Annotated in this window: 20 protein-coding genes and 1 pseudogene; 12 read left to right on the top strand and 9 right to left on the bottom strand. The window is 72.2% G+C overall.

The genetic code is table 11. The features are described 5' to 3' along the window. Positions 1-2: 2 nt before the first annotated feature. The gene (locus ACFY6U_RS47585) at positions 3-965 is read right to left on the bottom strand and encodes a cyclase family protein (protein ID WP_390048738.1); all 963 of its coding nucleotides are present in this window, start codon (positions 963-965) and stop codon (positions 3-5) included. 363 nt (positions 966-1,328) lie between these two features. Between ACFY6U_RS47585 and ACFY6U_RS47580 the strand changes: the two genes are divergently transcribed. From ACFY6U_RS47580 to ACFY6U_RS47565, 4 genes are all read left to right on the top strand, one after another. Then, positions 1,329-1,556, top strand: coding sequence for a ferredoxin (locus ACFY6U_RS47580; protein ID WP_390048736.1), 228 nt, complete (start codon positions 1,329-1,331; stop codon positions 1,554-1,556). Further along, positions 1,553-2,947 carry an NAD(P)/FAD-dependent oxidoreductase gene (locus ACFY6U_RS47575; RefSeq protein ID WP_390048735.1) on the top strand — a complete coding sequence of 465 codons (1,395 nt, stop codon included), beginning with the start codon at positions 1,553-1,555 and terminating at the stop codon, positions 2,945-2,947. Before ACFY6U_RS47580 ends, ACFY6U_RS47575 begins: the two co-directional genes overlap by 4 nt. Positions 2,948-2,958: 11 nt before the next feature. After that, positions 2,959-4,179, top strand: a complete 1,221-nt coding sequence (locus ACFY6U_RS47570) for a cytochrome P450 (protein ID WP_390048733.1) — start codon at positions 2,959-2,961, stop codon at positions 4,177-4,179. A gap of 103 nt (positions 4,180-4,282) precedes the next feature. Next, on the top strand, positions 4,283-5,218 hold the full coding sequence (locus ACFY6U_RS47565) for a TolB family protein (protein ID WP_390048732.1): 936 nt from the start codon (positions 4,283-4,285) through the stop codon (positions 5,216-5,218). Here ACFY6U_RS47565 and ACFY6U_RS47560 read toward each other — a convergent pair. Beyond that, positions 5,206-5,793 carry a hypothetical protein gene (locus ACFY6U_RS47560; protein ID WP_390048730.1) on the bottom strand — a complete coding sequence of 196 codons (588 nt, stop codon included), beginning with the start codon at positions 5,791-5,793 and terminating at the stop codon, positions 5,206-5,208. The genes ACFY6U_RS47565 and ACFY6U_RS47560 overlap by 13 nt on opposite strands. 66 nt (positions 5,794-5,859) lie before the next feature. Next, on the bottom strand, positions 5,860-6,546 hold the full coding sequence (locus tag ACFY6U_RS47555; RefSeq protein WP_390048728.1) for a response regulator transcription factor: 687 nt from the start codon (positions 6,544-6,546) through the stop codon (positions 5,860-5,862). Positions 6,547-6,633: 87 nt separating this feature from the next. Between ACFY6U_RS47555 and ACFY6U_RS47550 the strand changes: the two genes are divergently transcribed. The 5 genes from ACFY6U_RS47550 to ACFY6U_RS47530 are packed head-to-tail and all read left to right on the top strand — an operon-like array spanning position 6,634 to position 10,691. Continuing rightward, positions 6,634-7,833 carry a lipid II:glycine glycyltransferase FemX gene (locus ACFY6U_RS47550; RefSeq protein ID WP_390048726.1) on the top strand — a complete coding sequence of 400 codons (1,200 nt, stop codon included), beginning with the start codon at positions 6,634-6,636 and terminating at the stop codon, positions 7,831-7,833. Further along, entirely contained in the window at positions 7,830-8,813 is a 984-nt protein-coding gene (locus ACFY6U_RS47545; RefSeq protein WP_390048724.1) for a D-isomer specific 2-hydroxyacid dehydrogenase family protein, read from the top strand. The genes ACFY6U_RS47550 and ACFY6U_RS47545 overlap by 4 nt, the downstream gene beginning before the upstream one ends. Further along, positions 8,806-9,846: a D-alanine--(R)-lactate ligase VanA-Sc gene (gene vanA-Sc, locus ACFY6U_RS47540; protein WP_390048722.1), complete on the top strand. Its 1,041-nt coding sequence runs from the start codon at positions 8,806-8,808 to the stop codon at positions 9,844-9,846. The genes ACFY6U_RS47545 and vanA-Sc overlap by 8 nt, the downstream gene beginning before the upstream one ends. Further along, complete coding sequence (gene vanX, locus ACFY6U_RS47535) at positions 9,843-10,523, top strand: D-Ala-D-Ala dipeptidase VanX (protein WP_390048720.1); 681 nt, start codon at positions 9,843-9,845, stop codon at positions 10,521-10,523. Before vanA-Sc ends, vanX begins: the two co-directional genes overlap by 4 nt. Positions 10,524-10,535: 12 nt before the next feature. Next, entirely contained in the window at positions 10,536-10,691 is a 156-nt protein-coding gene (locus ACFY6U_RS47530) for a DUF6131 family protein (protein WP_390048718.1), read from the top strand. A gap of 27 nt (positions 10,692-10,718) precedes the next feature. On the opposite strand, the gene ACFY6U_RS47525 is transcribed toward ACFY6U_RS47530, so the two are convergent. From ACFY6U_RS47525 to ACFY6U_RS47510, 4 genes are all read right to left on the bottom strand, one after another. Continuing rightward, a complete protein-coding gene (locus ACFY6U_RS47525) occupies positions 10,719-11,396 on the bottom strand; it encodes a GAP family protein (RefSeq protein WP_390048716.1) in 678 nt (225 codons plus the stop codon). Positions 11,397-11,502: 106 nt separating this feature from the next. After that, positions 11,503-12,525 (bottom strand): aromatic acid exporter family protein, encoded by a 1,023-nt coding sequence (locus tag ACFY6U_RS47520; RefSeq protein ID WP_390048714.1) that lies wholly within the window; start codon positions 12,523-12,525, stop codon positions 11,503-11,505. 74 nt (positions 12,526-12,599) lie between these two features. Next, complete coding sequence (locus tag ACFY6U_RS47515; RefSeq protein ID WP_351496371.1) at positions 12,600-12,722, bottom strand: hypothetical protein; 123 nt, start codon at positions 12,720-12,722, stop codon at positions 12,600-12,602. Positions 12,723-12,785: 63 nt separating this feature from the next. After that, positions 12,786-13,487 carry a DUF4232 domain-containing protein gene (locus ACFY6U_RS47510; RefSeq protein ID WP_390048712.1) on the bottom strand — a complete coding sequence of 234 codons (702 nt, stop codon included), beginning with the start codon at positions 13,485-13,487 and terminating at the stop codon, positions 12,786-12,788. Positions 13,488-13,662: 175 nt separating this feature from the next. Between ACFY6U_RS47510 and ACFY6U_RS47505 the strand changes: the two genes are divergently transcribed. The 3 genes from ACFY6U_RS47505 (at position 13,663) to ACFY6U_RS47495 (ending at position 18,321) form a co-directional block, all read left to right on the top strand. After that, a complete protein-coding gene (locus ACFY6U_RS47505; RefSeq protein ID WP_390048710.1) occupies positions 13,663-15,060 on the top strand; it encodes a helix-turn-helix domain-containing protein in 1,398 nt (465 codons plus the stop codon). A gap of 119 nt (positions 15,061-15,179) precedes the next feature. Beyond that, positions 15,180-17,846, top strand: coding sequence for a SpoIIE family protein phosphatase (locus ACFY6U_RS47500; RefSeq protein ID WP_390048708.1), 2,667 nt, complete (start codon positions 15,180-15,182; stop codon positions 17,844-17,846). 112 nt (positions 17,847-17,958) lie between these two features. After that, on the top strand, positions 17,959-18,321 hold the full coding sequence (locus ACFY6U_RS47495) for a cupin domain-containing protein (protein ID WP_390048783.1): 363 nt from the start codon (positions 17,959-17,961) through the stop codon (positions 18,319-18,321). A 38-nt stretch (positions 18,322-18,359) separates the two neighbouring features. Here the strand turns inward: ACFY6U_RS47495 and ACFY6U_RS47490 are convergent. Together ACFY6U_RS47490 and ACFY6U_RS47485 are read right to left on the bottom strand one after the other, a co-directional pair. Beyond that, positions 18,360-18,642, bottom strand: a pseudogene (locus tag ACFY6U_RS47490) (IS200/IS605 family accessory protein TnpB-related protein); the annotation flags it as partial. A gap of 303 nt (positions 18,643-18,945) precedes the next feature. After that, on the bottom strand, positions 18,946-20,268 hold the full coding sequence (locus tag ACFY6U_RS47485; RefSeq protein ID WP_390048706.1) for a phosphatase PAP2 family protein: 1,323 nt from the start codon (positions 20,266-20,268) through the stop codon (positions 18,946-18,948). Between the last annotated feature and the right edge of the window lie 69 nt (positions 20,269-20,337).

The following is a 20,337-nucleotide window of genomic DNA, read 5'->3' as shown; positions in this document are numbered from 1 at the left end:
GGTCACAGCAGGGCGATCGGGTTCACCGGAGAGCCGGTCGCCGCCGGGAGCCGCAACGGGGCGATCACGCACAGGAAGTGCCAGCGTCCCCACTGCTCGCACACCGGTACCAGCTCCTCGAAGTCCAGCCAGTCCAGCAGGTGCAGGCCCAGGGCGTTGACGGCCAGCACATGCACGGGAAACCCGACTCCGGGGACCGCGCCGGGCGCGGCGTCGCTGTTGCCGTCCGAGCCGAGGACCGACACGCCCCGCTCGGCGGGGAAGTCCATGGCCGTCGGGTGCAGACCCGCGCGGGACCGCGTCACGTCCCAGGGGCCGAGGGTCCGGCGCCGCAGCCGGTGCCCCACCCGTACGAACAGCAGGTCGCCCGGTCCGACCGTGGTCCCCTGGGAGGCCTCGGCGGCGACGAGGTCCTCGGCGGTCACCTGGTCGCCGGGCTCCAGCCAGCGCACCCCGCGCAGGCGCGGGATGTCGAGGAGGACACCCCGGCCCGCGATTCCGTCCCGGGCCAGGTCGAGGGAGAGCGCCTGGGCACCGTCCGGTGTCACGGTGCTCGCCGGGACACCGCCGTACAGCTCGCCGTCGAAGATCACGTGGCAGAGCGCGTCGAGGTGGCTGTCGACGTCGTTGTGCACGTTCATGGCGAACCGGTCGCGGGCGAACACGAGCCCGGGCGCGCCGGTCTCGCCGGGTGCGGGAGCCGTCATCCGGTGGGTCGCGGGCTCCGGGCTGTCCGGACCGCGCCGCGTCTCGACGGCCGCGGCCAACGACACGGTGCGCCCGCACCGGACCTCGGCGGCGGCCGCCGCGACCCGCTCCGGCGTCAGCCGGTCCAGCGCGCCACGCCGTTGCGGCCCGCCGTCCCGGGCCCGGTCCCGCAGCCTGCGGTACAGATCGCGGAAGGCCGCTTCGGAGAGGGCCCGCGGGGGCACGGGCGCGGAGGGCGCGGGCTGGTCCGAGGCCATCGGGACACCTCCTGCTCCGGTCCTGCTCCGGCTCTTGTTCCGGTCGGCACTCCTGCTGACACCGAACCACCCGGGCGGCCGGAGCACCCGCCGGACGCGGGGCGGAGGACGCTCCCGGTGCGGCCGCCTCCGGGCCCCGGACAACCGCTTCCCGGCGTGCGGGCGATGTGGGCGCGGCATACGCTGATCGGGTGAAGTCGCAGGATCTCCAGGCGGTCTCACCGCCGTCCGACGGTCTGCGCGACCACTGATCCCCGCCCGCGTGCTTTCTCGCGATCACACAATCCTTCTGCGGAGACCCGACGAGCGCGGAGCGCCGCCTCCCGGTACGGATCCGCAGCCTCAGCCCCTGTGGAGGCCGGGATGCGAGTCGTCGTTGATCTCTCCCGATGTCAAGGCTATGCGCAGTGCGCGTTCCTGGCTCCGGACGCGTTCCGGATGCACGGGGAGGAAGCGCTGATGTACGACCCGGAGCCCGACGACGCCCAGCGCGAGCGGGTGCTGCGGGCGGCGGCGGCCTGCCCGGTCCAGGCGATTCTCGTCGACCGGCTGGAGGGCCGGCCGGCACCGGTGGAGGCGGCGAGGTCATGACCAGTGCCGACAACCTGCGTGCGTTCAAGCGCGACGGCCGCATCGTGATCGTCGGGGCGTCCCTGGCGGGGCTGCGGGCCGCGGAGTTCCTGCGGGACGAGGGTTTCACCGGGTCGCTGACGATGATCGGCGACGAGGCGGGCGAGCCCTACGACCGGCCTCCCCTGTCCAAGCAGGTACTGACGGGATGGGTGCCCGCGCACGGCACCAGGCTGCCGCGCCGTCGTGAGATCGATGCGGAGTGGCTGCTGGGTGTGCCTGCCGGCGGGCTGGATCTGGCCACCAACAACGTGCGTCTGGCCGACGGGCGCGAGATCCCCTTCGACCGGGTGCTGATCGCCACCGGGGTACGGGCCCGGCCGTGGTTCGTCGAGTCCGAGGCCGCGCTGGACGGGGTGTTCGTCGTCCGGACCCGCGAGCATGCCGAGAGCCTGCAGCAGGCTCTCGCCGCCGGGCCCTCGCGCGTGCTGGTCATCGGTGCGGGGTTCACCGGCTCGGAGATCGCCTCCATCTGCCGTGAGCGGGACATCCCGGTGACGGTGGCCGAACTTGCGCCGGCTCCGCTGGTCGGGGCGCTCGGTGCCATGATCGGCGAGGTCGCGGCGGACATGCAACGCGCGCACGGCGTCGACCTGCGGTGCGGTGTCAAGGTCACCCGGCTGGAGGGCGACGCGCAGGGGCGGCTTCGCCGTGCCCACTTCGACGACGGCAGCTCCGTCGACGCCGACGTGGCGGTGGTCGCGCTCGGGGGCATCCGCAACACCGAGTGGCTGCAGGGCTCCGGACTGGCGGCGGGTGTCTGGGGCATCGCCTGCGACACGGGCTGCCGCGCCCTCGACCTCAACGGCCTGGTCACCGACGACGTCTTCGTCGCCGGTGACGTGGCGCGCTGCCCCAACCCGGTCTACGAGTACCGGCTCATCTCCCTGGAGCACTGGGCCAACGCCGTGGAGCAGGCCGAGGTGGCGGCGCACAACATGGTCAACGGCCAGGCGGACCGCTGGCCCCACCTGTCCATCCCGACGTTCTGGTCGATCCAGTTCGGCGTCAACATCAAGACCGTCGGTGTGCCGACCTTCGCCGACGAGGTCGTCGTCAGCCAGGGATCGGTGTCCGACCACCGCTTCGTCGCCGCCTACGGCTACCAGGGCCGGGTCACCGCCGCGGTGAGCTTCAACAACGCGAAGTGGCTGGACCACTACCGGCGTCTCATCGAGACGGCCGCGACCTTCCCGCCGTCCTGCCCCACCCCCGACCAGCCCGTCGACTCGAAACCGGTGCCCGTCGACTTCCCCGGCCCGGTCCTGCTCGCGCAGGGCGCCACCGTGGTCGTCACCGGACACAACCCGAGTGAGCGACGCGTCACGGCTGCGTACCAGCACCACCGGTAGGAGGGAGCGCCATGACCACGACCGAGATGCCCGACACGCTGCACCGGATCCTCGACTACGCCTCCCGGGCCGACCCGTACCCGCTCTACGCGGAGCTGCGCAGGACACCGGTGGCCCGGCAGGAGGACGGCAGCTACGTCATCAGCACGTATCGCGAGCTCGCCGACATCCTGCACAATCCGCACCTGAGCTCCGACGTGCGCAATCTGTCGCATCCGATGCCCGCGGCCCCGGGAGGGGACACGCCGGCGTTCATCAACATGGACCCGCCCGAACACGACCGCCTGCGACGCATGGCGATGCGCCACTTCGGGCCCCCGCACACCCCGGGGCTGGTGACCGGCCTGGAACCCGACCTGTCCGCCACCGTCAGCGGCCTGATCGACGACTTCGCGGGCAAGGAGCGGATCGACATCGTCGATGACCTCGCCTACCCGTTCCCCGTCACGGTGATCTGTCACCTGCTCGGCGTGCCGCGCGAGGACGAGCCGAGGTTCCGCCTGTGGGTGAACGACATCATCAACTCGATCGACTACGACCCCAGGACCGACCCGAAGGAGAAACTCGACAACGGTGTGCAGGCCCGCAAGGACCTGCGCGGGTACCTCGGCGGGCTGGTGGAACAGCGCCACGGCCACCCGGGCGAGGACCTGTTGTCACGGCTGGCCAACGACGACGGGCCGGACGGGCAGATGACCGACGAGGAGATCATCAGTACCGCCAACCTGCTGCTGATCGCCGGCCACGAGACCACCGTCAACCTCATCACCAACGGCATGCTGACGCTGCTGCGCCACCCGCAGGTGCTGCAACGGCTGCGCGACGAACCGGATCTGGCCGTACCCCTGGTCGAGGAACTGCTGCGCTACGAGCCGCCCGTGCACATCATTCCCTGGCGGGCGGCGTACAGCGAGATCACCGTCGGAGACACCGTCATCCCGCAGGGCTCGCAGATCATGCTGATGCTGGCCTCGGGCAGCCGCGATCCGGACCGCTTCCACGATCCCGACCGCTTCGACCCGGACCGGAGCGACAACCAGCACCTCGGCTTCGGCAGCGGCATCCACCTCTGCTTCGGCGGCCCGCTGGCCCGCCGCGAGGCCCAGATCGCGCTCACCGAGCTGGTACGCCGCCTCGACGGCCCCACCCTGCTCGCCGACCCGCCCCCGTACCGGCGCAGCCCCGTGCTGCGCGGGCCGATCCATCTGCAGGTCGGACAGAACGGCGGTTAGCGCGGGCTATTGCACAGCTGTGACGGCGGGCGCACAGCTCCGTCACCCCCCGGCGGAAGACTTCTCTCATCGCAGCGTCGTTCACATGCCTGGGGGAACCTCGATGTCCGCTCGTCACCGTCGGAGCACCGCCGCCGTCACCACCGCCAGTGCCGCCGCACTGCTCACCCTGTGCGCCGCGGCCGCCACCGCGACGGCCGTTCCGTCCTCCGGCAGTGCCGCCTCGGTCACCGTGCCCCGGGGGCTCAGCATCAGCAACGGCACCCGGTACGTCGTGGTCGGCGGCAAGTCGATCGACTTCGGCACCATCGTCCGCGACCTGGCCTGGAACCCCAGCGGCAGCAAGGCCGCCTTCGTCGACGGGCACGGAAACCTCGTCGTCTCCGACCCCGACGGCAGCCACCGCGTCACCGTCGCCGTCAACCCGGGCGGGCAGACCTGGTCCCACCCCACCTGGCAGGTGACCGCCGCCGACCGGGCGAACCACATCCCCGCGAAGAACAACCTCATCTTCTCGGCCAAGATCCACGGCCACACCGTCCTGGAGGGCGTCAAGGCCACCAGCAACCACGGCAAGCCGGCGAAGATCAGCCTCAACGGCGACCCGGGCGACGGCGCCGTCCCCCAGACCGACAACACCTGGCCCAACGTCGGCGGGGACTACGGCTCGGCCGTCTACGAGAACACCCGCACCGGCGAGGTCTACATCCGCGACGACTACCTGCGGCAGCAGGGCGGCGCGCTGACCAAGGGTTCCGAGCCCGCCCTCTCCCCCGACGACGAGGAAGTCGTCTTCGTCCGCTCCGTCCACGGGCACGACCATCTCTTCGTCGAGGACTTCGGCGGCCCCACCAACGTCGTCAAGGACGTCACCCCCAACGCCACCACCGACTACACCGAGCCCACCTGGTCGCCGAACGGCAAGACCATCGCCTTCCGCGCCCCGACCGGGACGTACACCCTCACCAAGACCGCCCACGGCTTCGGCAAGCCCGTCAAGGTCTCCACGCACACCGGCCTGTCCGCCTACCGCGGCTGACCGCCGCCCAACCTGCCGCCGGAACGGGCGAGTTCGGCCTCCAGCTCCGGCAGGTGCTGGTCGGCCGTGTCGTGCGGCAGGTACTCGACCACGTCGAGGAAGCGAAACAGGACCTTGGTGCCGGTGACGGCGAACTCGTAGTCGCCGTACCCCACCACGGCACCCATCTCCCCACGGACGGCGCCCCGGACGACATGCGCGGTCATGTCGTCCGGGCTCTGTGCCGTCAGCCCCCGCCGCGCGTTGGGGCGCGCCAGGTACGGGCAGACCATCGAGGCGTAGAGCATGCACGCGCGGTGCCCCGGACCCTCCAGGGTCGCCGCAATGTTGCGGTACGGACGCCCGGCGGCGAGCGCCTCGCGGATGGCGGCGCTCTCCGCGGCCCCGACCACCCGCCACACCGGGCCCCTGGGCATCAGCGTGTTGCAGACCGAACACAGCCGCTGTCGCGCGCACTCGGCGCTGCGCCCGTAGTCGGTGAGCGCGAACTGCGGCTCGTCGCCCTCCCACGGCGTGATGGCGGGCACCGGATAGCCACGGCTGTCCCGAGGCCTGGCCTCGACGGTCGCCGGCATGGGAACGGAATCGAATCGCACACCCCATGGTGAACCAGACGCTCCCGCCGCTGCGACCGGCTTCCGTCACTTTCCCCCGGGCCCGGTGCCCGGTTGCGTGTCGATGCGGTACCCGGCGCCGGGGACCGTGGCGATGATCCAGGGCTCGCCGAGCCGCTTGCGCAGCGCCGAGACGGTGATGCGCACGGCGTTGGTGAACGGGTCGGCGTTCGCGTCCCACGCGCGTTCCAGGAGTTCCTCGGCGCTGACGACACCGCCTTCGGCGCCGACGAGTACCTCCAGCACGGCGAACTGCTTCCTGGTCAGCGCGACATACTGCCCGTCCCGGTGGACCTCCCTGCGGAACGGGTCCAGCCGCAGCCCCGCGATCTCCCGTACGGGGGGCCTGCTGTGGGCGCGTCTGCGGTCGAGTGCCCGGAGCCGGAGCGTGAGTTCCTGGAGCTCGAAGGGTTTCGTGAGGTAGTCGTCGGCGCCGAGCTCGAAGCCGGACGCCTTGTCGTCGAGGCGGTCGGCCGCGGTGAGCATGAGGATCGGCATACCGCTGCCGGAGGCGACGATGCGCCGGGCGATCTCGTCCCCCGACGGTCCGGGGATGTCGCGGTCGAGGACGGCGATGTCGTAGCTGTTGACGCCCAGCAGCTCCAGGGCCGTACCGCCGTCCCCCGCGATGTCGGCGGCGATCGCCTCCAGGCGCAGGCCGTCGCGGATGGCCTCCGCCAGATAGGGCTCGTCCTCGACGATCAGCACACGCATGTCATCGAGGCTACGAGCCGGCACCTATGGCCGGCGTATCGAAATCCGCATACGCGCGGGCAACACCGCACCGCCTTGGCTGGAGGCATGTCCTACAGCGAACCAGCACGAACAGCGGGCGGTGCGGCCGGGGGACCGGTGGGCCGGACCGCGCACCACCGAGGGGCCGCGGACCGGGCGCTGAGCGTCCGGCCGATCAGCGCCGCCGAGCACCTGGCGTTCGTGCGGGCACAGCGGTCGGTCAGCTTCCTGCAGACCCCGGCGTGGGGCCGGGTCAAGACCGAGTGGCGCAGCGAGTCCCTCGGCTGGTACGACGGCCGGCGGCTGGTCGGTGCCGGGCTCGTCCTGCACCGCCCGGTGCCGCGGCTGGAGCGCTGCACGCTGGCCTACCTGCCCGAGGGCCCGGTCATCGACTGGACCGGCGAGCTCGGCGCGTGGCTCGACCCGCTGGCGGCCCGGCTCAGGGCCCACGGCGCGTTCGCGATCCGGCTCGGGCCGCCGGTGCGCACGCACACCTGGAGCGCCGAACAGGTCAAGGAGGGCATCGCCGACCCGGGCACCGGGCGGCTCACCGACCTGTCCGGCGGGCCCGCCGACCCGGTCGGCGCCCAGGTGACCGGCGGGCTCAGGGACGCCGGCTGGCTGCCGCAGAGCCCCGAGGACGGCTTCGGGGTCGGGCATCCGCAGTTCAAGTACGAGCTCCCGCTGACCGGCCGGACCGAGGACGACCTGTTCAAGGGCATGAACCAGCTCTGGCGCCGCAACATCAGGAAGGCGGCCAGGGAGGGCGTGCAGGTCACGGTCGGCACGGACCTGAAGGCGTTCCACGGCCTCTACGTCCACACCGCCGGGCGCGACCGTTTCACGCCCCGGCCGCTGCACTACTTCGAGACCATGTTCGCGGCGCTGGCCGCCGAGGATCCCGGGCGGATCCGGCTCTACCTGGCCCGTCACCGGGGCGACCTGGTCGCCGCCGCCGTCCTGGTCCGCGTCGGCGCCCACGCCTGCTACTCCTACGGCGCCTCCGCCACCGAGAAGCGCGAGGTGCGCGGCTCCAACGCCTGCCAGTGGGCGATGATCCGCGACTCGCTGGCGGCCGGCTGCGACGTCTACGACCTGCGCGGCATCACCCCCACCCTGGACGCCGGCGACCCGCACGCCGGGCTGGTCCGGTTCAAGGCCGGTACCGGCGGCCGGGCGGTGCGGTACGTCGGCGAATGGGACCTGCCGCTGCGGCCGATGGTCTACCGGGCCTTCGACCTCTACATGAAGCGGCGCGGGCGATGACGGGGCGTGGCACGGGGATCACCGTCTACGGATGCGGGCAGGACGAGGCCGTCCTCTTCCGGGAGCTGGCTCCCCGCTTCGGCGTGGTGGCGACCGTCACGGAGGCGGCGGTGTCCGAGGCCAATGCCCGGCTGGCTGCCGGGAACCGGTGCATCAGCGTGGGTCACAAGACCGGGATCACCGGCTCCACCCTCCGCGCACTCGGCCGGGCCGGCGTCACGTACATCTCCACGCGGAGCATCGGCTGCAACCACATCGACGTGGACTGCGCGACGGGTCTCGGCATCACCGTCGAGAACGTCTCCTATTCGCCCGACAGCGTGGCCGACTACACGTTGATGTTGATGCTGATGGTGCTGCGGAACGCGAAATCCACGCTCCGCCGCGCGGACCTGCACGACTACCGGCTGCACGACGTGCGCGGAAGGGAACTGCGTGACCTGACCGTCGGGGTGGTCGGAACGGGACGCATCGGCACCGCCGTCGTGGCCAGACTGCGGGGTTTCGGCTGTCGGGTGCTGGCCCACGACAGACGCCCCAAGATCGCTGCCGACTACGTTCCGCTCGACGAGCTGCTGCGGCTGAGCGACGTCGTGACGCTCCACGCACCGCTCACCGCGGACACCCACCGACTCCTCGACCGTCGGCGTATCGAGCGGATGAAACCCGGCGCGTTCGTCGTCAACACCGGACGCGGTCCGCTGGTGGACACCGAGGCCCTGGTCGCGGCACTGGACAGCGGCCGGCTGGGGGGTGCGGCACTGGATGTCGTCGAAGGGGAGGAAGGCATCTTCTACGCCGACCGCAGAAACAGGCCCGTCGAGAGCAAACCGCTGGTGCGGCTGCAGGAAATGCCGAACGTGCTCATCACTCCGCACACCGCCTATTACACGGACCACGCCCTGAGCGACACGGTCGAGAACTCCCTCGCCAAGTGTCTGGAATTCGAGAGCAGGAACGAACGGAATGAGCATGGCTAAGCTGAAGGTCGGCGTCATATTCGGGGGCCGCTCCGAGGAACACCCCGTCTCCGTCAAGTCCGCGCGGGAGGTCGCGCGGAACCTCGACACCGAGAAGTACGAACCGTTCTACGTCGGGATCACGAAGGACGGGGCATGGAAGCTCTGCGACGGCCCCGGAGCGGACTGGGAGAACGGCGGCGGCCGCCCGGTGGTGCTCTCTCCCGACCGCGACGTCCGCGGACTGCTCGTTCTCGAGCAGGGGCGGTACGGGACGGTCCGCCTGGACGTCGTGCTGCCCGTGCTGCACGGCAGACTCGGTGAGGACGGTGCGATCCAGGGCCTGCTGGAGCTCTCCGGCATCCCCTACGTGGGCTGCGACGTCCAGAGCTCCGCGCTGTGCATGGACAAGTCCCTCGCCTACCTCGTCGCCCGGAGCGCGGGAATCGCCACGCCGGAGTTCCGGACCGTGACGGCGGACGACGACGTCGATCCCGGCCGGCTCACCTATCCCGTCTTCGTGAAGCCGGCCCGCTCCGGGTCGTCCTTCGGCGTCAGCAAGGTGTCCCGGGCGGAGGACCTGCCGGATGCGGTGGCGACCGCACGCCGGTACGACTCCAAGGTGCTGGTCGAAGACGCCGTCGCCGGCAGCGAGATCGGCTGCGCCGTCCTGGGGAACGGCCGGGATCTGGTCACGGGCGAGGTGGACCGTATCGCCCTCTCGCACGGTTTCTTCAGGATCCACCAGGAGACCGAGCCGGAGAGCGGCTCCGAGAACTCGACGGCGGTCGTCCCCGCCGACATCCCGGCGGCGGCCCGGGCCCGCGTCCAGGAGACGGCGAAGGCCGTGTACCACGCCCTGGGGTGCAGGGGGCTCGCGCGGGTGGACATGTTCCTCACTCAGGACGGGAAAGTGGTCCTCAACGAGGTCAACACGCTGCCCGGCATGACCTCGTACAGCCGTTATCCGAGGATGATGGCGGCCGCGGGGCTGCCGCTCGCCGACGTGATCGACCGGACGGTGGCGCTGGCACTGACGGGGAACGGCCGGTGAAGGACGGTTTCGTCTTCGTGGACGAGCTGGTCCCCGGAATACGCTGGGATGCCAAGTACGCCACCTGGGACAACTTCACCGGCAGACCGGTGGACGGCTACCTGGCCAATCGCATCGTCGGTACGACGGCTCTGTGCGCGGCCCTGGAAAAGGCGCGCGGGAAAGCCGCGTCCCTCGGATTCGGGCTCCTGCTCTGGGACGGTTACCGCCCGCAGCGCGCCGTGGACTGCTTCCTGCGCTGGGCACAGCAGCCCGAGGACGGCCGGACCAAGCCGCGGCACTATCCGAACATCGACCGGGCCCAGATGTTCGACATGGGATACGTCGCGGCCAGGTCGGGCCACAGCCGGGGAAGCACCGTCGACCTCACGCTGTACCACCTGGCCACCGGTGAACTCGCTCCCATGGGCGGCGACCACGACCTGATGGACGCCGTCTCACATCACGGAGCGCAGGGGATCACGCCGGCGGAGGCGGCGAACCGGCAGCATCTGCGCGACGTCATGGCGGCCTCCGGTTTCGGCGCGTACGAGTGCGAGTGGTGGCACTACACGCTGAAGGGCGAGCCGTATCCGGACACCTATTTCGATTTCCCCGTCACCTGGTCGAACGGCTCCGGTATGACCTCCCCGCTTCGGGGAACCCGGCAAACCGACAGAGGCCGTGGAACGCGCTAGGAGGTACGGGTCATGATCGCTCTGGGCATCATCCTGCTCATCGTCGGATTCCTCACGGGCATATCCATCCTGTGGACGCTGGGCATCATTCTGGCTGTCGTCGGCGCCGTCTTCTGGATCATGGGATCGATGGGTCACGCGGTCGCCGGTCGACGTCACTATTGGTGAACGTGACAGCGTTCCGCCACCTCGCTGTCAGGAGGTGAGGACGGAGATGCCGTCGCCGAGGAGTTTCAGTCCGAGGACGAAGAACAGGACGGCCATCACGGCGACGTTGTGCTGAGCCGCCCACTCCTTCCAGTTGCCGAGGGTGGTCCTGGCTCGCTCTCCGCCGACCAGGAAGACGCACAGCGGGGCCAGCAGACCGAGGGTGGCGATCACGACGAAGATCGCCAGGGCCCCGATCTGCTGCCCCACCGGCAGGCCGGCGGAGCCGATCGCGGCCCCCGCGGCGATGGTCAGCGGGGCGTTCTTGGCGTTGAGCGCGGCCAGGCCCACTCCCAGGGCGAAGATCTTGAGGGGGGTGAGGCTGTCGATCGCGCTCATCCATTTGGGGAGCCGGGCCTGTGAGGGGTCCCGCGGCCGTCGGTGCCACATCCGGGCGCCGAAGAGGACGAGGAACAGGCCGAGGGCGAGTTTGAGGGCTCCGACCCAGGTGGCCGGGTGTTTGTGGGCGGAGGCGTGCGCGGGGGAGGCGATGGCCAGCATCACGGCGCCCAGTACCGCGAGTCCCAGGATCCAGCCGACGGTGAAGAGGACGCCGTTGAGACGCCCCCGGGGCGTGGCGAGGATCAGGATGACGGCGATGATCGGGAGGGGGCTGACCGCGACAGCGGCGGCGAAACCCAGTACGTCACCGAGAACTGCGCCCATGGTTGCCTCCGACGTGCTCGGCGCTCCCCATCCTCTCCATCCTCACGCCCCCGGCCCGATCTGTCCTCGGGAGCCTGCCGCGCGCCCGGGCCGCACGTCGTGAAGGTCAGCTCCGGGAGCCGTCGCAGAGGCCGAGGATCCTGGTGAACGGCCTGCGGAGCACCACGGCCGGCGGCTCCCTGTCGTTCTCGGCGTACCGGGCCAGTCCGGCGCGGGCGGCGTCCGTGTCGGCGCGCGGATCCCGCCCCGCGAGGACCGCCTCCAGGGCGCGTCCGGTGGCCTCGGCGACCGGGAGGAGGAAGGTCCGGGCCCGGGAGAGCGCCGGGGCGGGGCCGTCGCGCACGCTGAAGAACTCGGCCTCGGCGGCCAGGGAGAGGAGCTGGGGCACCGCACGGACGGCGAGGTCGATCCGGTCGCCCAGTTCGGCCACCTCGTCGCGGTGGCGGCGCCGCAGCGGATTGAACCGCAGGGCCTTCTCCGCCTCCCGGGCCTGTGCCCCGTAGCCGCGCAGCCGGTCCGCCGTCGCCTGCGCGGACATCCGGTTCGCGCGCGCCGCGTCCGGGGACCCGAGCGCGCGCGTGGTGCGCACCAGGCCCTCCCTGAGACCGTCCGCGCACTCCCGGGCCAGCGCCGCCATCTCGCTGCGGGGGTTCCGCGGCCAGAGCACCGGAGCGAGGACGGCGGTGACGGCACCTCCCAGCGCGTTCTCCCACAGCCGGGCGAAGCCGTACGACTCCGGCGAGGGGTTGGCGAAGACCAGCAGCGAGGTCACCGCGACCTGGACGTTCAGGGTCGTCCCGGAACTGATGACGGTCCCGCACAGCAGGGCCAGCCCGATCACGACGGCGAGGACGAGCGTGCTCGGCCGGAAGAGGCTGACCACGGTGACGCCCAGGGCCACGCCCGCCAGCACGCCCAGGATCCTCAGCAGCAGCGCCGCCAGGGAGGAGGCGGAATCACCGCGCAGGCACAGCAGCGGAACGATGGCGGCGAACACCGGTGGCTGGTCGGCACCGGCCCACAGCGCGGTCTGCCAGCAGAGCACCGCGATCACCAGGATCCGGGCCGCCGTCGGCCCCTGCGCCCGGAGCCTGCGGCCCGCCCGCGCGGCCGGGGAAACGCCCGTCACCCGCCCACCTTAGGCACACATCACGCCCTGACGCGCTGCGGTGACCCTCCGTCGGGAGGGGCCGCGTCTCCGGCCTACCCGCGGCGGCGGACTGCCGCGGCCTCCGGCAGGTGGCCGGTGCCGCCCAGGACGAGGACCTGGAAGGCGGCGCCGAGGTAGGCCGTCACGAAGCGGGCGATTCTGCGGGTGCTGCGCATGGTGGGGTGACCTTTCCGCCGTGGGTGGTCCGAGGGCCGGTGCTGCGAACGGGGGCTGGGGCGTCACCAGTTGACGGCGTCGTCCATCGACTGCTGCCAGTACGTGACCTTGAGCGAGTCGTCGACGTAGACGCCCTTCGCGGGCAGCGGCGGGTGGGCGCCCGTGCCGACGCTCTCGTTGCCGGAGCGGCCGTGGAAGTAGACGTCCAGGGAGTTCACGGTGTGGCCGTCGGTGCCGCTGCCGTCGGTGGCGGACAGGTTCACCGAGGCATAGCCGGACTCGCCGGGCTGGAGCGTGACGACCGCCTGCGGCTGCGACTCCTCGATCACCGGGGGGACGGACTGGGCCTCGCCGAAGCGGACGGCCGGGTAGGAGTAGAGGTAGCAGGTCCTGCTGCCGGTGTTGGTCACCGTGAGCAGCATGTGGTTCACCGGGCGGTTCAGCGGGGCCGCGACCGTCCTGGTGTTGGACCCCTCGCAGGTGACCGGCTTGCCGGCCGCGGCGGGGGCCTTCGAGGCGGCGGCGTCCGCGGCGGACTTCGGCGTGCCGGTGGCGGCCCTGGCCGTCGGGGCGGAGGCGGCGGTCGCGGAAGCGGAGCCGGCGGCCGGGGCGGGGGATGAGGCGTGCGCGGTCGGGGTGGTGGCCGCGACGCTCTCGGCGTGCACGCCCGTGCCGTCGCTGCACGCCGTCAGGGACAGCGCGGCGAGTACGACGGTGGTGGCGGCGCCGACGAGACGGGTGCGGGAGGTGCGGAGGCTGGACATGTGGACGTGCCCCTTCGGTTTTCGGGTGGCGGTGGTGATTGGATGACCGAAGCCTGCGAGGCGATCTGTCCCAACCGCCAGGCACGGCGGGCAGTTGGGGACACTGGAACGCGGAAACGGGCTCCGACCAGGGCGAACACCGTCGCCCTGGAACGCGGGACTGGAACGCGAGGGGATGGGGAAACGGGTGTCAGGGGCAACAGGGGCCGACGCGACGGAGGCGTTCGCGCTGCTGCTGCGGGAGCTCAAGGACCGCTCGGGACTCAGCTACGGCGTGCTGGCCAAGCGGCTGCACATGAGCACGTCGACGCTGCACCGGTACTGCAACGGCACGGCGGTGCCCGTCGAGTACGCGCCGGTGGAGCGCCTCGCACGGGTCTGCCGGGCGACCCCCCAGGAGCTGGTGGAACTGCACCGGCGCTGGATCCTGGCGGACGCGGCACGGGGGAGCAGGGCGGACCAGGCCACGGCGACGGCCGCGCCGCAGCAGGCAGGCACCGGGGCGCCGCACGGCGCCGACGACGGCGGTGAGCAGCCGGTCGTCGCCGGCCCCGGCGCGTCGCACGGAGCTGACTCCGGCGCGTCTCACGGCGCCGACGACGGTGAGCCGGTCGTGGTCGACCTGCCGCGGGAGCCCGTGGCGCCGCGCCGGCGTCGTACCGCCCTGATCGCCTCCGTCGCGGTGGCCGCCGTGCTGGGGGCCGTCGTGTTCGCCCTGAGTCCGTCGCCGGGCGGCGGGAAGGGCGGCGCGGACGACGGGCAGGCGGCCGGTGACGCCGCCGCGGTCACCGGCGCGCCGGACGCCGGGAGGACGCCGTCCCGCTCCCCGTCCCCGAGCGCGAGCGGACGCAAGCCCTCCGCATCGTCCTCCGCCACCCCCACCGGGTCCGCGGGGACCGGGTCCCGTGGTTCGGCCGACGACGGCAAGCAGGGCGGCGGGGCCCAGGGCACCGACGGCGGCACCACCGGCACCGCGGTCCCGCTCACCGTCAACACGCGTCCCTATGTCTACGACGACCCGTGCAGCCAGCACTTCCTCGTCGACAGCGAACCCGCGCAGGTCGGCCCGCCGGCGAGCGAGCAGGACGCCCCGCGCTGGGCCGCGGCGTACGGGGCGGTGTCCTCGGGCGAACAGGAGGTCGCCCTCACCGTCCAGGGCACCGGCTCGGAGACCGTCGTCCTGGAGGCGCTGCACGTGCGCGTGCTCAGCAAGGGCGCACCGCTCGCCTGGAACGACTACTCGATGGGCGTCGGCTGCGGCGGTGGCGTCGGGACCAAGTCGTTCGACATCGACCTCGACAACGGCAGCCCCACGGTCACCGCCAGGAACGGCCAGCGCGACTTCCCGTACAAGGTCAGCGAGTCCGACCCGGAGGTCTTCTACGTCTTCGCCCGGACCAAGGCCCACGACGTCCGCTGGGACCTCACCCTGGACTGGTCCAGCGGCAGCCGCCACGGCACGGTCCGCGTCGACAACGCCGGCACCTCCTTCCGTACCAGCGCCGACGCCGGGCGCCCGGGCTACGACTACCCGCTGGGCGGCAGCGAGTGGATCCCGCGGGAGGGCGGCTGACGGCCGCGACGCCGGGCGCTCACGTGTCGTGCGCGCCCGGGCGCGGAGCGCGTCGGCGGTGGGGGCGGATGCGGCTCAGGGGTGATGGAGCCGCATGAGTTTGGTGTTATATGAGCCGTATGCACCATATGCTCCGGCAGGTGCGGTCCCGGTACGGGATACGCAGCGTTGCCGGTCAGATGTTCCTCCTGCAGGTCGCGGTCGTCCTGGTTCTCGTGGCGACGGCCGTCGCCGCCCTCCTGCTGCAGTCGCGGACCGACGCCGAGCGGGAGGCCCGCAACCGCACCCAGGCCGTGGCCGCCTCCGTCGCCGCGGACCCCACCGTGCGGCAGGCACTGACCGGCGCCCATCCGGCCGCCGTGCTCCAGCAGTTGGCCGAGGAGACCCGCCGGCGGGCGCATGTGGACTTCGTCGTCGTGATGAGCCCCGAGGGCATCCGGTACACCCATCCGAACCCCGCCGAGATCGGCAACCGCTACATCGGCAGCATCGGGGCGGCACAGCGCGGCGGCACCGTCACCGAGACGACGACCGGGACGCTCGGCCCCTCCGTCCGGACCGTCGTGCCCGTGACGACCACCGCGGGCAAGGTCGTCGGACTGGTCTCCGCGGGCATCACCGTCCACCGGGTGAGCCTGGCGGCCGCCCGGCAGGTGCCGCTCGTCCTGGGGGGCACGGGGCTGGCACTCGCGGCCGCCACCGGCGGCACGGCACTCGTCGGCAGGCGCCTGCGCCGCCAGACGCGCGGTCTGGGGCCGGTGCAGATCACGCGTATGTACGAGCACCACGACGCCGTCCTCCACTCGGTGCGCGAAGGCGTCCTGATCGTCGACCCGCGGGGCCGGCTGCTGCTGGCCAACGACGAGGCGCGGCGCCTGCTGGGCCTCGCGGGCGACGGGGACGGCCGGCCCGTCACCGAGCTGGGGATCGCCCCCAGGGCCGAAGAGCTCCTCGCGTCAGGCAGGGCGGCCACGGACGAGGTGATCGAGGTCGGTGACCGGCTGCTGGCCGTCAGCCAGCGCCCCATGGACGTGCCGTCCGGACCGGGCGGCACGGTCGCCACCCTGCGGGACACCACCGAACTCATCGCGCTGACCGGCCGGATCGAGCTGGTCCAGGAACGGCTCACGCTGCTGTACGACGCCGGACTGCGCATCGGCACCACCCTCGACGTGACACGCACCGCCGAGGAGCTGGCGGAGTTCGCCGTGCCGGGGTTCGCCGACTACGTCACCGTCGACCTGGCCGACACCGTGCTGGGCGGCGAGGAACCCGACGAGGCGGGCCTGGCCGAGCTGCGCCGGGTCGCCCTGCACGGCATCCGGCAGGGGGTGCCGCTCTGCCCGCCCGGCGCGCTCATCCACTTCGCCCCCTTCTCTCCGCAGGGCGAGGGCTTCGGTTCCGGGCGGATGGTGCTGGAGTCCGACATGGCGGCCTTCTCCGGCTGGCAGGCCCAGGACCCCGACCGGGCACGCCAACTGGTGGCCTACGGCATCCACTCCATGATTTCCGCTCCGCTACGGGCCCGCGGCGTGATCCTCGGCGTGGCGACCTTCTGGCGTTCCAAGGAGCCGACCCCCTTCACCAGGGAGGACCTCTCGCTCGCCGAGGAGCTGGTGGCCCGCGCGGCCACCAGCATCGACAACGCGCGCCGCTTCACCCGGGAGCGCACGATGGCGGTCACGCTGCAGCGCAGCCTCCTGCCGCACGCCCTGCCGGAGCAGAACGCGGTCGACGTGGCGTACCGCTACCTGCCGGCGGGGGCGGGGCTCGGCGGCGTGGGAGGCGACTGGTTCGACGTGATACCGCTGCCCGGGGCGCGCGTCGCCGTCGTGGTGGGCGACGTCGTGGGGCACGGACTGCACGCGGCCGCCACCATGGGCCAACTGCGCACCGCCGTGCTCAACTTCTCGACGCTCGACCTGCCGCCCGACGAACTCCTCTGGCATCTCGACGAGTTGGTCACCCGCATCGACCAGGACCGGGACGGCGAGCACGGCACCAGCACCCTCACGGGCGCCACCTGCCTGTACGCGATCTACGACCCGGTCTCCCGAGTGTGCACCATGGCCAGGGCGGGCCACCTGGAACCCGTCATCGTGCTCCCGGACGGCGACGCCCGCCTGCCCGGCGTACCGGCGGGGCCGCCGCTGGGGCTGGGCGGCCTGCCCTACGAGGCGGGCGAGGTGCTGCTGCCCGAGGGCAGCGGCATCGTGCTCTACACCGACGGCCTGATCGAGGACCGGCGCGAGGACATCGACGAGGGCATCGAGCGCCTGCGCCGGGCCCTGGCGGTGGCGGGGCGCACGCCGGACCAGATGTGCCAGGCGGCCATGGACGCCATGCTGCCCGGGGCGTCCCGGGACGACGTGGCCCTGATCGTCGCCCGCACCCGGGCGCTGGACGACGAGCACACCGCGTTCTGGACCGTGCCGTCCGATCCCGCGGCGGTCGCCGGGGTCCGGGCCGCGGCCACCGAGCTGTTGCGGGACTGGGGCCTGAAGGAGGAGGCGTTCACCCTGGAGCTGATCCTGAGCGAGCTGGTCACCAACGCCATCCGGCACGCGACGGGCCCCGTCGGGGTACGCCTGATCCACGACCGCTGCCTCATCTGCGAGGTCTCCGACGGCAGCAGTGTCTCCCCGCACCTGCGCCGGGCCGCCACCCTGGACGAGGGCGGTCGCGGGCTCTTCCTGGTGGCCCAGTTCGCCGACCGCTGGGGGACGCGCTACACGCCCGACGGAAAGGTCATCTGGACCGAGCAGTGGCTCGGCACCGGGCCGTGAACCGGCACGGCGCCGTCGGCGGACCGGTCCCGCACGGAGGTTGCGCACGCGGTCCGGAGGCAAGAAGTATGCCCAGCGTCGATGTCCCGTGATCGAGACCGGAGGCGGCGCGGTGAGCAAGCCCGAGCTGGAGTTCCATGTCCCCGACGGACCGTGGCGGGCCCCGGCCGGCGCCGCCCCGGGGGTCGAGGAGCGTGTCCTGGCCGAGGACCCCGAGCGCGGGTCCCGTACCGCGCTGGTCCGCTGGGCCCCGGGCACGGACACCTCGGCGGACGGGGTGACCCGCCACGACTTCTGGGAGGAGGTCTACCTCGTCGAGGGAGCCCTGTACGACCTGACGCTGGAGCGGACCTTCACCGCCGGCATGTACGCCTGCCGCCCGCCCGGCATGCCGCACGGCCCCTGGACCGCCCCGGACGGCGTCACCATGCTGGTGATCACCTACCGTTCCTGGAGACTGAGCGGGAGTGAGTAGGTGCTGCCCGGACGCGGAGCGAACGCGGTCGACCAGAACAGGTGTGCCAGCGGCGAGGGCAGCTTGATCGAGACTTCGCCGTCGGGGGTGACGCGGATGGTCTCACTGCCGTACCGCTTGCCGGACTCGCCATCGGCCTGGAGGAACCGGCGCCCGGCCTGCCACCGCCGACGCCACTCTTCGTTCGGCGAGCTGCGCTGCCTTCAGATGGTGCCGTGTGGTCAGCAACCGCTTCCCGCCGCGCACCACGTCCACCACACCGGCCTGCCGGTCGGCCCGCGTCGCCTCCAGCCGGTCTTCGAGGACGCGTAGACGGCGGGACTAGGCGTGCCACCCCTTGGGCGACGGACTGCGACGCCCGCAGGGCCGGGCACCACGAACGGTGTCGCCATCTCTCGCAGCTCACTCACCGCCCGCACCCCCGCCCCTGTGTCGCCGAAATCCGTCACCCCGTCCAACGACCACCATCGGTGAAGGCCACGCATTTGACGCAAGAACTCTCGTTCCCCCCAGAGCGGGCCTGCCAGTGGCGTCCACCCCGGATGGTGGTCGACGGCGGCACACCCGGCCCGCGTGTTACCGGTGGCCGGGGCGCCCGCCATGGCCTCGTGCCAGCACACCGCTTCAGACCAGTTCGGGCTGCGGGACCCCGGGTCGCGCCGCCGTCTCGGGCCGGGGATCCCAGCGGTTGACGGTCCGCACGTAGTGGTGGACCACCGAGGCCGTCGCCAGTATGAGCAGCGGGCCTGCTGCCCAGCGGTGCGTGGCCATCTCCAGCGGCAGCCAGCGGTAGGACGCCAGGAGTGCGACGAAGACCGTCGTACCGTGGGCGACCAGCCGGATGCCGGACGGGTCCCAGCCGCGGTCGAACGTGCGCAGGGCCGCCTCGACCGTGAGCGCGAACACCGCGCCGGCGAGGAGGTCCGCGCCGTAGTGGTAGCCGAAGCCCAGCGTCGCGGTGACCGTGGCGGCCAGCCAGAACGTGCCCGCCCAGCGCAGCGCCCGGGGGCCCCGCCGGGAGTGCACGAAGATCGCGGTGGCCCACGCCGTGTGCAGGCTGGGCATGCAGTTGCGCGGCGTGAACCCGTCGTACGACACGGGGCGCGGGGCGCTGATCCGCGGCACCGTGCGCGGCCACAGGTCGGGCACCGGCCAGTGGCCGCCGTGCGGCGGCCGCTCCGGCCAGAGGCTGACCGACGCCCAGTGGTCGGCGCCGGTGCCGTAGGCGAAGACCGGTCCGACCACCGGGAAGATCATGTAGACGGCCGGCCCGAGCAGGCCTATCACCAGGAAGGTGCGGACCAGGTGGTGGCGCGGGAAGCGGCGGTCGGCCGCCACGCCGCGCAGCTGGTACAGCGCGACGGCGACCGCGGCCACGGCGAGCTGGCCGTAGACGACGTCGAGGAGGTTGAAGCCGACCGGGCCGCTTGCGGTGACGACCCGGCCCACCAGCCACGACGGGTTGCCCAGGGCGTGGTCGGCGGTGGCCACGTACTGGTCGAGCACCGCCGGGCGGGTCTTGGAGGTGATGAGCAGCCAGGTGTCGCCGGTCTTGCGGCCGGTCACCAGCAGCAGGCCGAGACCGACGCCCTTGAGCAGCAGGACGCGTTCCGGGCCGGTGCGGCGGGTCACGGCGACGACCGCGCAGCCGAGCAGCACCCACAGGGCGCCGTTGCCGAACGGCTGGCCGCGGGTCACCTCGGCACCGGTCGCCCACCGGACCGCGGCGAAGGCGAGGTCGATGCCGATCGCGGCGCCGAGGGCGGCGAACCGCTGCCGCCAGGTGAGCACCACCATCGTCAACGCCAGCCCGGCGTAGAGCAGGAAGCCGGACTTGGGGGCGCACATCACCTCGCGGGCCTGGTTGGTGAGCGGTCCCGGCAGACCGTAGTGGCGTGCGGCGACCTCCAGTGCGACGAGGAACGCGAAGGCCGTGGCAGCCGCCACGGCCCAGGGTCTCAGTGGTGTGTGTCTCAAGTCCCGGCCGATTTGCTAGAGGTTGAGGGAAGGTGGAGG

The organism is Streptomyces sp. NPDC013157 (assembly GCF_042899865.1).
GTDB lineage: Bacteria > Actinomycetota > Actinomycetes > Streptomycetales > Streptomycetaceae > Streptomyces.
This window is presented reverse-complemented; position numbering and strand designations above follow the sequence as displayed.